The organism is Rhodococcus sp. WS3 (genome assembly GCF_003797085.1).
Classification (GTDB): domain Bacteria; phylum Actinomycetota; class Actinomycetes; order Mycobacteriales; family Mycobacteriaceae; genus Rhodococcus_F; species Rhodococcus_F globerula.
Map to the genome: position 1 here is coordinate 919734 of NZ_RKMA01000003.1, position 12044 is coordinate 931777.

Sequence of the window (12044 nt, forward strand, 5' to 3'; positions counted from 1 at the left end):
AATACTTGTCCCCATGAGTGAACGCGCAGACATACCCGGAACTGACCCCGCGCAGTTTCGGGTGCACGTCGCATCTCAAGCGATCCGGTTGTTCTCGGAGAACGGCTACGAAGCCACCACCGTCGAACAGATTGCCATTGCTGCCGGGGTATCGCGGCGCACGTTCTTTCGGCAGTTCCGCTCCAAGGAAGACGTGATTTTCGCCGATCACGAATCGCTTCTCACGCATGTCGCGCAATTCCTGTCCACCGAATCCGCGGACCCGTGGGCATCAGTCTGCGAAGCAGCAGGCCTGGTCTTCGACTTCTTCCAGCAGAACCGTGATCTGTCGATGCGGCGATATCGCGTCGTGCAGCATGTTCCCGCTCTCCGCGACCGCGAACTGGTCACCGGGTTCCGGTACGAGCGACTCTTTGTCGACTATCTGCGGAGCGCTGTCCCCCGCGAACCGGTGATCGAGGTTGTCGGATTCGCAGCCGCTGTCACCGCGTGCCACAACTATCTCTTGCGCAGCATGATCAAGGGCGATTCCGACGCCACGGCCGATGCACTACGCCAAGCGCTCCTGAATGTGCGTCGTACGTACGGCGTGGCCCCTGGGTCCAAGACCAGCACTCCCGAAGAAAGGTCTGTGCTGGTAGTAGCATTTCCGCCGGGCACTTCGGCCGACGAGATCAGCAGGAAAATTCACGAACAACTCGGCTGACACGCATCGTGCACCACAACGTCACACTCCGTTTCCTTGACCTGGCACTGAGTGCCGTGTTTGACTGACGTCATTGGCACCAGTCCGCCGACGAGCCATGCTGGTTCTGTTGGCGCCGTTCGATCCACCTTCCATCAAGGAGTGCTCCCATGGCCGGAAACCCAGACTTCAATCTCTTCTCTCTGAACGAAGAGCACGACGAACTGCGGGCCGCTATCCGCGGACTCTCCGAGAAGGAAATCGCGCCGCACGCCAAGGACGTCGACGAGAACGCCCGGTTCCCCGAGGAAGCACTCACCGCACTGAACGCGTCGGGCTTCAACGCCATCCACGTCCCGGAGGCCTACGACGGCCAGGGCGCCGATTCCGTTGCCACCTGCATCGTCATCGAAGAAGTTGCCCGCGTCTGCGGCTCCTCCTCACTTATCCCCGCCGTCAACAAGCTCGGCACCATGGGCCTGATCCTCAAGGGCTCCGAAGAGCTCAAGGCCAAGGTTCTCCCGGACCTCGTGAACGGCGGAATGGCGTCGTACGCACTGTCCGAGCGCGAAGCCGGATCCGACGCAGCCGCCATGCGCACCCGCGCAAAGGCCGACGGCGACGACTGGATCCTCAACGGCTCCAAGTGCTGGATCACCAACGGCGGCAAGTCCACCTGGTACACCGTCATGGCTGTCACCGATCCGGACAAGGGTGCAAACGGCATCTCCTCCTTCATGGTCCACAAGGACGACGAGGGCTTTGTCGTCGGACCGAAGGAAAAGAAGCTCGGCATCAAGGGCTCCCCCACTGCTGAGCTGTACTTCGAGAACTGCCGCATCCCCGGCGACCGCATCATCGGCGCACCGGGCACCGGCTTCAAGACGGCACTCGAAACCCTCGACCACACGCGTCCCACCATCGGTGCACAGGCCGTCGGCCTTGCTCAGGGCGCCCTCGACGCGGCATTGGCTTACACCAAGGATCGCAAGCAGTTCGGCAAGTCCATCAGCGACTTCCAGGCTGTGCAGTTCATGCTCGCCGACATGGCAATGAAGGTCGAAGCCGCACGTCTGATGGTTTACACCTCCGCTGCTCGCGCAGAGCGCGGCGAGAAGAACCTCGGCTTCATCTCCGCTGCAGCCAAGTGCTTTGCATCCGACGTTGCCATGGAGGTCACCACCGACGCCGTTCAGCTGTTCGGCGGCGCCGGTTACACCACCGACTTCCCCGTCGAGCGCATGATGCGCGACGCCAAGATCACGCAGATCTACGAAGGCACGAATCAGATCCAGCGCGTCGTGATGTCGCGTGCGCTGTTGAAGTAAGGCGCTTCGCGCCCCTGTGCGCCTTTCTGGTAGTTCTGACTACCGGAACGGCGCACAGGGGCTTGCCCCTAATTTTGAGGAGAATTGTGGAACTTGTAGGCGTAATCGGCGGCGGCACCATGGGTGCCGGCATTGCCGAGGTATGTGCAAAAGCCGGTAGCTCGGTGCTGGTACTCGAAACCAAGGAAGAATTTGCCGCTTCCGCACGCGAGCGGATCGCCAAGTCGATCAACCGCGGCGTAGCCAAGGGCAAGATCACCCAGGAAGAAGCAGACGCCGCCATCGCTCGCGTCCGCGTCACCCTGGACATGGAAGAGTTCGCCGATCGCGATCTGGTGATCGAGGCTGCTCCCGAGATCGAAGCCCTCAAGTACGAGATCTTCGGCAAGCTCGACAAGATCGTGAAGCCGGCCGGCATCCTGGCGACCAACACGTCGTCGATCCCCGTCATCAAGATCGCCAAGGCCACCTCGCGCCCCGGCCAGGTTGTCGGCGTTCACTTCTTCAACCCCGTGCCGGTCATGCCGCTCGTCGAGATCGTGGTCAGCCTGACCACGTCCGAAGAGACTGTCCTCGCGGTCACCGACTACGCGAAGAACACGTTGCGCAAGAAGACAGTTCGCGCAGGCGACCGTTCGGGCTTCATCGTCAACGCACTGCTCATCCCGTACCTGTGCCAGGCAATCCGGATGCTCGATTCCGGCTACGCCACCGCCGAAGACATCGACGAGGCAATGAAGGGCGGCTGCGGTTACCCGATGGGCCCGCTGACGCTCCTCGACACCGTCGGCCTCGATGTTGCTCTCGCAGCGGCAGAGTCGCTGTACGCAGAGTTCGCCGAGCCGCACTACGCTCCCCCGGCACTGCTGCGCCGCATGGTCGACGCCGGCCGCCTCGGCAAGAAGACCGGTCGCGGCTTCTACGACTACGCGTAACCTGTTCGGCATTTGCATTCGGCCCCATACTTTTCCGAAGGTGTGGGGCCGAAAGTCCTTCTGTATCCTTCAGCTCTCGTAGGCAGACTTGTTGAATCTCTCCAACAATGTGACGAACGTCGACACATCCTCTGGGGACCAGTCGCCGATCGCGGTGGCGATCCGATCACGATTCACCCTGCTCGCCTCACCGAACTTTGCCGCAGCGTCCGGCGTCGGAGAGAACAGCGAGACCCGGCCGTCATCCGGATCGGATTCGGACACCACATAGCCCTGTTTGGTCAGAGCAGTCAGATTTCGACTCACGACACTTCGGTCCAAACCTGTAACCGCGATGATGGCCGCGGGCGACACCGGAAACATATCGACGACGCGCGTCATGATGACAAAAGCAGCGGGAGTCATCTCCGGTACAGCCGCACCCGCGTCGGCGATCAGCGTCTTCCGGGAACCTTGCACCAGCCGCCGGATTGCCCATTGAATCGCGTGAATATCAGCTTCAGGTTTTGTCGACCTCACCTGGTCAGCATAGGACCTTCCACGTCACCCGTTCCGCAATATAGTTGCTGAAATCAACTAAATGTGATTGACTTCGGTCACATACTTTGACGGCTAGGCGAGGAACCCCATGACGGAATCGACCGGCGAAAGCGGACCAGCGCCGACAATGTCTCGACGCCAAGTGAACGAAGCATTCGGCGGAATCCTCATCGGAATGCTTGTCGCCGTGTTGTCGACGTCGGTGATCAACACGTCCCTCCCGCGCATCGTCACCGATCTCCATGGCGATCAGACGACCCTTACCTGGGTCGTCACCGGATCACTGCTCGCAGTCACCGTCTGCACACCGATCTGGGGCAAGCTGGCCGACCTCTTCAGCCGTCGACTTCTACTGCACATCGCGCTCCTGATCTTCATGGTCGGCTCACTTGCGGCCGGTTTCGCGAGTGAACCCACACTGATGATCGCAGCGCGGCTGGTTCAGGGAATCGGAACCGGCGGGCTGATCACCCTCTCTCAGATCGCCATCTCGGACATCATCAGCCCTCGCGAACGCGGCAAGTACATGGGCGTCCTCGGGGCTGTCGTCGTGGCAGGCACCGCCGGCGGACCTCTCGTGGGCGGCCTCGTCACCGATACCATCGGCTGGCGTTGGAACTTCTACATCGTCATTCCCTTTGCGGTAGTCGCGATGATCGTCATCCAGTTGAAGCTCATCCTGCCGAGACGAAAGGGCACCGGACGGATCGACTACATCGGATCGGTCCTTCTCACTGCCGCGATCTCGACACTCCTCATCTGGCTCTCGCTCGGCGGCAAGGTATTCGAGTGGAACTCCGCGGTGTCCTGGTGCATGGGCATCGGCACCGCGGTGCTGATTGCCGTGACGCTGGTTGTCGAGAGCAAGGTGAAGTACCCCGTACTCCCCCTGCATATGTTCCGCGGAAAAACCTTCACGCTGTCGATCGTGGCCAGCGTGTGCGTCGGCATAGTCCTCTACAGCGTCGCCATCTTCATCAGCCAGTACATGCAACTCAGCCGCGGCGCATCGGCAACCGGAGCGGGCCTGATCACGCTCCCCCAAGTCGCCGGAAACCTAATCGCATCCACTGTCGTGGGTGGGCTCATCTCGCGCACCGGGCACTGGAAACCATGGCTGATCACGGGAGCATCTCTACTTACCGTGGCCAGCATCCTGCTCTCGACCTTGCGAGTCGACACCAATATCGTCGTGCTCTTTCTTGCATTGCCGCTCGTCGGTCTCGCCCTCGGCATGCTGCTGCAAAACCTTGTCCTCGTTGTACAAAATGCCACGGACGTGCGCGAGATCGGCGCGGCCAGCTCGGCCGCCGCATTCTTCCGCAGCTTGGGCGGCGTCCTTGGTGTGACGATGCTCGGAGCAGCCCTCTCTGCGCGAGTCGATACCGAAATCGAGAACGGGCTACAAGAATCCGGTATCGCGAGATCGGCAAGCGGACTGACGGAGGGGGCACTCCCGAACATCGACACGTTGTCAGATCCCGTACGCGACATCGTCGAATCGGCATACGGGCAGGGAGTCGGGGAGGTATTCCTCATTTCGATTCCGTTTGCCGTCATTGCCCTGATCTGCGTCATCTTCCTCCCGAATGCCGTTCTCGGCACCAAGACCGGTATCGAGCAACTAGCGGACATCGAGCAAGACGAGCCGGCGAGCGCCTCCACTACCCTCAAGGTTCCGTAGTCGCATCACCACTCACACGGCCGGTATCGTCGTGACCATGGCCCAACTACCTCCCGACGCGATCAGTGTCCGCGTGGACAGTTGGACGTGGGCTGTCCGCCTCTTCAAGACCCGGTCCCAGGCTGCGGCGTCGTGCCGATCCGGCCATGTGCGGGTGAACGGAACTTCGGCAAAAGCTGCTCAGCAAGTGAAAGCCGGCGACGAGGTTCGGGTACGCGTTTCGGGCGTCGAACGCATCGTGGTCGTGGTCAAGCCCATCACCAAACGAGTTGGCGCAGTGCTGGTCGACGATTGCTTGAAGGACATTTCACCGCCGCCCCCGCCCCCGGAATTGCTGGCGTCGATACCGATGCGCGATCGCGGAGCGGGCCGCCCCACCAAACGTGAACGACGCGATCTCGAGAAACTACGGGGCATCGATCTCTGAACTTCGATGGCGTCAATCTCCGCATAACCATTGACATTTCTGCCCGGTGACGCGAAAGTCGAAACATGACAACATGCGTTGTCATGTCCGCGCGAGAGACAGAGGTCACCGGAATGACCAACGATGCAGATACGGTTTCCGAGAAGTCGGTCAGCAATCCCGAGCCGCGAACACTTCGAGCTGCTCCCATCGGACCCGGCTCCCTGACGTGGTTGCACTTCGGCGACATTCGCGGCTTGCTGTACCTCGCACGCGCTGGAACCCTTCAGAATATGCATCCAGCGGTCAGCGGTGCGCTGCAAGATCATTCGAACTTCTTCACCGATCCTCTCGATCGGCTGTTCCGCTCGCTTCCCCCCATTTACGGCGTTGTGTACGACCAGAACGATCACGGCACCGGAACGCTCGTCCGTAACTTTCACACCGAACTCAAGGGAACCGACGAAACCGGCCGGCGGTATCACGCACTGACTCCGGACACTTTCTGGTGGACCCACGTTACGTTCTTCGAGGTAATCCTCGATTTCAACGAGCGGTTTGCGTACAAGAAATTCACCGAAGAACAGAAGGATCAACTCGTCCGCGAAGCCGTAACGTGGTGGCGCTGTTACGGTCTCACTGATCGGCCGGCTTTCGACAACTACGCGAGCTTTCACGCATACTGGGAAGACATGCTCGACAATCAATTGATCAATACCCACACCACCAAGTGGTCGACACGCGTCGCCGAACACCGAATCGCCCCACCACCCAAGGTGCCACGTTGGGCGTGGACGCTCATCTCGCGCCCGACGGTTGCTGCCTCGAACTGGATCTGCAAGGCACTGATGCCCGACAAGGCACGTCAGACCCTCGAATGGGAATGGACTGCGCGAGATGAGCGCATATACGTCTGGTTCGCGCGCTTTCTGACGTTGTCGGATCGTTTCTGGCATCTTCTGCCACTTCGCGCACGATATGCACCACGCGCGTATGCCGGGATCCGCAATCACGGCCTCGAAACAGGCTGACGCAGAACCGTCTTGAGCTTCTCGGGCTGCGTCCGGCGTGCATCACTGAGGTAGATCTCGTGATGATCACCGTTGAAACTCAGATTGTTCGCCGGAATGAAGGTGTGGTGCAGGCGATCCAAGGTCGGAGCTTCGTCGTCGTACGACCCGATGTGGAGGATCTGCACAGACAGGCCCTCCTCCAGTTCGAGGAACCGCACCTTGTCGAGAGCTGCGAGGTTCTTCTTTGCACCGACTGCGGTAATCGAGGCAGTGAGTTCGGCTGACGTGATCCACTCCGGTTGCGAGATCATCATCGTCCAGTCCCACGACGCTTTGTCGCGCGTTACGAACGCCTCGGGGTCGTCGGCCCGCCACAATCCTTCAAGCGGTCCCACCACATAGTCCCGGTCCAGTTCCTTCTTGCTCGCAAATTTGGTGGCATAGGACACTGCATAGAGCGCTTCGAGCGCCTCGGAGTACTCGGTGGCGGTATTGGGATCACCGTGGCCATCGACGGCAAAGTAACTGAAACGCGGCACGGTCACCAGCGAAAAATCGCGCCGACTCGGTGCATACAGTTCCTTGTATGCCTTTTTGACGTCGAACTTTTCCATGTGCCACCCACCTGGTCTCGGGTCGAGTTCCAACGCCTCGCAACCTATCCGAAGGTACCGACGTCCAAATAGCGGACCGCCGTCCCCTTGTTAATAGACCACTGGACCTTTACTCTGGACGGGGTGACTACACCACCGGCGACCGAAGTTGCCCACGTCCAGCGCCGCAAGCCACTGAGGATCGTCGCCATCAGCGCGATCGTCGCCTCGATCTTGGCATTGCTGTTCGCCTATCCCTGGTGGAGCTTGGTCATTCGACCGGACTGGCCGGGCGCCGTGACGATTATCGGCACCGTCGTGTTTGCTGCCCTCCTGATCGCCCTGCCCGCCAGCATGGTGCTGAGCAACGGACACACCGATCGTGATCGACTTCGACTGGTCGGCGATGCGCTCCTCGGAATCATCTGGGTCGTGTTCGTCTGGACATTGCTCGGCGAGGTCTTGCGGCTCGGCCTACTCGTCGGCGGGGTGGAGAACCCACTTCGCGCACGCGTTGTTGCCGTTGCGGCACTGATCATCTCGGCAGCTCTACTGATCTGGGGTTATCGCGAAGCGATGCGATTGCCACGGATAAAGCACGTGGACGTCACGATTCCGCGCCTCGGCGCCGGCATGGACAAGCTTCGTGTCGTCGCAATCACCGACACCCATTTCGGTCCGATCAACCGGGCGAAGTGGTCGTCTCGGGTTGTTGCCGCCGTCAACGAACTCGACGCGGACATCGTGGCCCATGTCGGAGACATCGCCGACGGAACAGTCGAGCAGCGACGCAACCAAACGTCTCCGCTCGCTTCGGTGGATGCCAGGCTTGCCCGCGTCTACGTGACCGGCAATCACGAGTACTTCCACGAGGCACAGGAGTGGCTCGACTACATGACGTCGATCGGCTGGGACTCGCTCCACAACCGCCACATCGTTGTCACCAAAGGCGGCGACAGCCTGGTGATCGCCGGCGTCGACGACGCCACCGCATTGGGGTCGCGACTGGAAGGGCACGGGGCGAACTTCGAGGACGCATTGACAGGAGCCGATCCTGAACTGCCCATCCTGATGCTCGCCCATCAACCGAAGCAGGTTCCCCAATCCGCTTCTGCCGGAGTTGATCTACAGCTGGCCGGACACACCCATGGCGGTCAGATCTGGCCCTTCAACTTCCTGGTCAAACTCGATCAACCGTCAGTGTCCGGACTCACCCGTCACGGCGAACGCACCCAGCTGTACACGAGCCGTGGCACAGGATTCTGGGGCCCACCGTTCCGAGTCTTCGCGCCGAGCGAGATCACCGTACTGACCTTGCACAGCTCCTGAGATGTCAGTCAGCTCGTTCGGGTTGCCGCCCGTGCAGACAACCCGACGAGTTGATTGACCAGACCTTCCCGGAGCCCCGTGGCAAACATTTCCGCGGCGGGTGGTGCGTGCATCTCACCCAGAACAACAGCCATAGACTTTGCCGGTTCAGCGTATGGCCACATTCCTGCGACGATCACCAGAGTTGCCTTGGCAAAATGTGCCGCGTCCTTATCTGCAAGATCAGGCAATTGCGAATGCACAAGTGATGCAAGCCGAGTCGTGTTGACCGCTGCACGTTTCTTGAAGTCGCGGGCGAAGTCCTCCGAAATGTTCCTCTCGAGAACACTCCCCATCACGCTCAGCAGTTCGCACAGCAAACGCTGAGGGACAAGCGATTCCGCGATGGTCGACGCCAGATGGATCTCGGCGGCAAACGGCGAGCTGTCGTCGGTCGGGATCACCGAGGCTTCCAAACCGTCGAGCCACGCCACCCAGTTCTCGTCCAGGACTTCCAGGAAGATGGCCTCACGACTGTCGAAGTACCGCAGCACATTCGACTTTGCCAGTCCGACGGTTTCACTGAGTTCACGCAAACTGATGTCTGCAACGGACCTGGATCCGAGTAGAGCGCGGGCGGTGTCGAGAATGGCGCATCGCCGAGCCTCGATCTGCTCCGGTTTGCGCGCGCGCTGAAATCCGTGAGTCGCCACCATCCGGCCAGAATATCAGACCACCAGTCTATTGTTATCTGCCCAGCGAATCAGTTCTCCGACGGAGAGCGCCGCGGCAGAGCACTCCTCGACGCCAATTCGCGGCGCAGTGCATCAGTGTCGACGGACGTGAGATCAACGCCGTGCGCCCGCGTAGCCAATGATCGAACCTCCTCGGCCAGATCCGCCACCTGTTCCGACGTCCACGCAGTGCGGCGGTTCACCGACTTCGACGATTCGTTCATCGGGGAAGTCTGACACCACCGCCTGCGCCGGGACGGCAAAACCCCTTCCGGTTACACAGGTTCAGCGCTCAGAATCCTCAGAGCCTCCGGCACTGCTTCGATCGTGATCGGTAGCGGCCCCACTCGGTCACCGTCGGCGTAAGCGATGATGCCCTCGGAGATGAGCCTGACCTTCTTGGATCGATACGTCGACACCGCGTCCAGATGGATGTGTGTTCCCTTGTAGACCCGGGGAAAGAGGCGCACCAGACGCAGCCGTGAACCATGCCCGACAACAGTCACATCCAGCAAACCGTCGGTCTTGGACGCACCAGGCGTAATGAGCATGCCGCCGCCGTAGGATCGCCCGTTACCGACTGCCACGAGCGTCGCGTCCATGGTGATCACCTCGTCGTCGAGTTCGATCCGGTACGGCAGCGGCCGCATCTTCGCCAGCTCGGCAAGCATCGCCAGGTTGTAGCGCATTCGCCCCTTGGGCCAAGTCATCTTGTTCGCCCGCTCGCTGACCAACGAGTCGAAGCCACTGGCAATGATCGTGCCTGACCACACCACGGACCCGTTGGCCAGCGTGATCTTCGCGAGGTCTGACTGCTGCACGATCCCGTTGGCAATCACGTCAGCGGCAGCTTCGGGATCACCTGTGGGAATTCCGAATTCGCGGGCGTGATCATTTCCCGTGCCCGCCGGAATGAGTCCGATCGGCGTGTCGGTCAGCGCCGCCGCTTGCAGTCCGATGCTGATGGCACCGTCTCCACCGACCACCACGAGAGCGTCGGTACCGTCTTCGATCGCCCGACGCGCCAGTTTCTTGGCGTCGTCAGCATCAGTGCCGATGATCTCGGTGACGGCAACTCCACGTTCACGCAGTCGCGCAACACCTTTGCGGCCGGCTGTGGGCGCATGCCCATGTCCCGCCATCGGATTGATCAGGACGGTTACCTTCTCGATCTGACTGCGGGTTTGGCTCAAGGAATCAGCTTTCCAGGATTGAGGATGCCGGCGGGGTCCACTGCATTCTTTACTGCGCGAAGAATATTCGCGCCCAATTCACCGATTTCGTCCTTCATCCACGGCCGATGGTCCGCACCGACAGCGTGATGATGAGTAATCGTGCCACCGGCAGCGATGATGGCGTCGCCGACTGCTGTCTTGGCCTTATGCCACTGAGCAATCGGATCTTCGGTCTGAGCGCACACCACGGTGAAGTACAGGGATGCACCGGTCTTGTATGTGTGCGAAATATGGCACATCACAAGCGGCTGGGTGCCCTGCTCGACCAATGCCTTGGTCAATGCCTCTGTGACCGACGAGCGCAGGTTCGCAAGATTGCCCCACGTCGTTGCCGTCTCGAGAGTTTCGCACAGCGCGCCGACGTCGAGCAGTGCGTCACGCAGATACGGTGCATCGAACCGTCCGTGTTCCCAACTGTTTCCAGGTTCAGCGCCGAGCGACGTTCCGCCGTGCGCGGTGAGAATTGCGCGGGCTTCAGCCATTCGCTCTGCGGTATGCGAGGCCGTGCCTTCATAGGTGGTGATGCCGAGGCAGCCACCCGTGAAGGCATTTTCGCCGATCTTGTCGGTGGTCGCCAGGTTCACGCCGCTCTCGGCTTCGTCCGACAACCGCAGCACTGTCGGTGCTGACCCTTCCTGAACAAGCTCGCGCAATGCTGCTGCGCCGGTAGCGAAGTCGGGAAAACTCCATCCCTCGCGAACCGTCGTCTCCGGAAGTCGGTGAACCCGCACTCGCACGTGCGTAATGACGCCGAAAGTACCCTCGGAGCCGACAAACAGTTCCCCGAGATCAGGACCCGCGGCCGATGCCGGCGCTCTACCGGTCTCGAGCACACCACTCGGAGTGACCACGGTGAGACCCTGGACCATATCCTCGAAACGTCCGTAACCGGCCGACGCCTGTCCCGAGGAACGCGTCGCCGCGAAACCACCGAGCGTGGCAAAGAGGAAACTTTGCGGGAAGTGTCCGACGGAGAAGCCGTACTCGTGCAGTAATTCCTCGGCGTGCGGTCCCGTTGTTCCGCCGCCGAACGTGGCGATGCCGGATTCCTCGTCCAGTGAGACAAGCTGATCGAACCGTCGAAGATCAAGAGAAAGTACCGCGTCGAACCCGTCCCGGATGGGATCCAATCCGCCGACGACGCTGGTACCGCCGCCGAACGGCACTACGGCAATCTTGTTGGCCCCGCAGTACCGCAGAACCTGCTCCACCTCGGCGTCCGTGCCGGGTGTGACTACTGCATCCGGCGCGTCCTGGGGTTCGGTGCTACGGCGACGCAACAAGTCCGGGGTGCTCTTGCCACCGGCTCGAAGAATCCGATCCGAATCCTCCGTAGTTATGTACTCCGCGCCGACCACGTCAGCCAGCGCGTCGACGTGCGCCTGAGACAGAGCGGACGGCGTCACTCGCACGTCCCCAATGGCAAGTCGGGATTGCTTCGGGGCCGATACACCAAGAAATCCGGTCAGCAAAGCTACGACCGCGTCCGACAGCTCACGCTTCTTTGCCGGATCGCCCCACGCGTCCCATTGCATCGGCGGTTGCAAGGCAGATTTCTCGGTACTCATGCCTACCAGTGTTAC

Annotated in this window: 13 protein-coding genes; 7 read left to right on the top strand and 6 right to left on the bottom strand. The window is 60.8% G+C overall.

Annotated elements, in window-relative coordinates; translation table 11 throughout:
* The first annotated feature begins 13 nt into the window (after window positions 1-13).
* From EEB13_RS25480 to EEB13_RS25490, 3 genes are all read left to right on the top strand, one after another.
* Window positions 14-706 (top strand): TetR family transcriptional regulator, encoded by a 693-nt coding sequence (locus EEB13_RS25480; RefSeq protein ID WP_141486532.1) that lies wholly within the window; start codon window positions 14-16, stop codon window positions 704-706.
* A gap of 149 nt (window positions 707-855) precedes the next feature.
* Window positions 856-2013, top strand: a complete 1158-nt coding sequence (locus tag EEB13_RS25485) for an acyl-CoA dehydrogenase (RefSeq protein WP_045068613.1) — start codon at window positions 856-858, stop codon at window positions 2011-2013.
* Between the two features lie 86 nt (window positions 2014-2099).
* Window positions 2100-2948, top strand: coding sequence for a 3-hydroxybutyryl-CoA dehydrogenase (locus EEB13_RS25490; protein ID WP_033232372.1), 849 nt, complete (start codon window positions 2100-2102; stop codon window positions 2946-2948).
* 69 nt (window positions 2949-3017) lie between these two features.
* Here the strand turns inward: EEB13_RS25490 and EEB13_RS25495 are convergent, their stop codons facing one another.
* On the bottom strand, window positions 3018-3467 hold the full coding sequence (locus tag EEB13_RS25495) for a MarR family winged helix-turn-helix transcriptional regulator (protein ID WP_141486533.1): 450 nt from the start codon (window positions 3465-3467) through the stop codon (window positions 3018-3020).
* A 109-nt stretch (window positions 3468-3576) separates the two neighbouring features.
* Between EEB13_RS25495 and EEB13_RS25500 the strand changes: the two genes are divergently transcribed.
* From EEB13_RS25500 to EEB13_RS25510, 3 genes are all read left to right on the top strand, one after another.
* Window positions 3577-5172, top strand: coding sequence for an MFS transporter (locus tag EEB13_RS25500; RefSeq protein WP_141486534.1), 1596 nt, complete (start codon window positions 3577-3579; stop codon window positions 5170-5172).
* A gap of 37 nt (window positions 5173-5209) precedes the next feature.
* Window positions 5210-5599 (top strand): RNA-binding S4 domain-containing protein, encoded by a 390-nt coding sequence (locus EEB13_RS25505; protein ID WP_033232374.1) that lies wholly within the window; start codon window positions 5210-5212, stop codon window positions 5597-5599.
* A gap of 65 nt (window positions 5600-5664) precedes the next feature.
* A complete protein-coding gene (locus EEB13_RS25510) occupies window positions 5665-6609 on the top strand; it encodes an oxygenase MpaB family protein (protein WP_261984647.1) in 945 nt (314 codons plus the stop codon).
* Here the strand turns inward: EEB13_RS25510 and EEB13_RS25515 are convergent.
* Window positions 6588-7205 carry a GyrI-like domain-containing protein gene (locus EEB13_RS25515; protein ID WP_033232375.1) on the bottom strand — a complete coding sequence of 206 codons (618 nt, stop codon included), beginning with the start codon at window positions 7203-7205 and terminating at the stop codon, window positions 6588-6590. The two genes, EEB13_RS25510 and EEB13_RS25515, sit on opposite strands and share 22 nt — an antisense overlap.
* 123 nt (window positions 7206-7328) lie before the next feature.
* Between EEB13_RS25515 and EEB13_RS25520 the strand changes: the two genes are divergently transcribed.
* Window positions 7329-8513 (top strand): metallophosphoesterase, encoded by a 1185-nt coding sequence (locus tag EEB13_RS25520; RefSeq protein ID WP_045068605.1) that lies wholly within the window; start codon window positions 7329-7331, stop codon window positions 8511-8513.
* 8 nt (window positions 8514-8521) lie between these two features.
* Here EEB13_RS25520 and EEB13_RS25525 read toward each other — a convergent pair whose 3' ends face one another.
* From EEB13_RS25525 to EEB13_RS25540, 4 genes are read right to left on the bottom strand one after another with little or no spacing between them, the layout of a single operon-like run.
* Entirely contained in the window at window positions 8522-9208 is a 687-nt protein-coding gene (locus EEB13_RS25525; protein WP_095888233.1) for a TetR/AcrR family transcriptional regulator, read from the bottom strand.
* 47 nt (window positions 9209-9255) lie between these two features.
* Window positions 9256-9450 carry a hypothetical protein gene (locus EEB13_RS25530; RefSeq protein WP_095888232.1) on the bottom strand — a complete coding sequence of 65 codons (195 nt, stop codon included), beginning with the start codon at window positions 9448-9450 and terminating at the stop codon, window positions 9256-9258.
* Window positions 9451-9501: 51 nt separating this feature from the next.
* Window positions 9502-10419: a diacylglycerol kinase gene (locus EEB13_RS25535; RefSeq protein ID WP_141486535.1), complete on the bottom strand. Its 918-nt coding sequence runs from the start codon at window positions 10417-10419 to the stop codon at window positions 9502-9504.
* Window positions 10416-12029, bottom strand: a complete 1614-nt coding sequence (locus EEB13_RS25540) for an FAD-binding oxidoreductase (protein WP_410055780.1) — start codon at window positions 12027-12029, stop codon at window positions 10416-10418. Before EEB13_RS25540 ends, EEB13_RS25535 begins: the two co-directional genes overlap by 4 nt.
* Window positions 12030-12044: the final 15 nt, after the last annotated feature.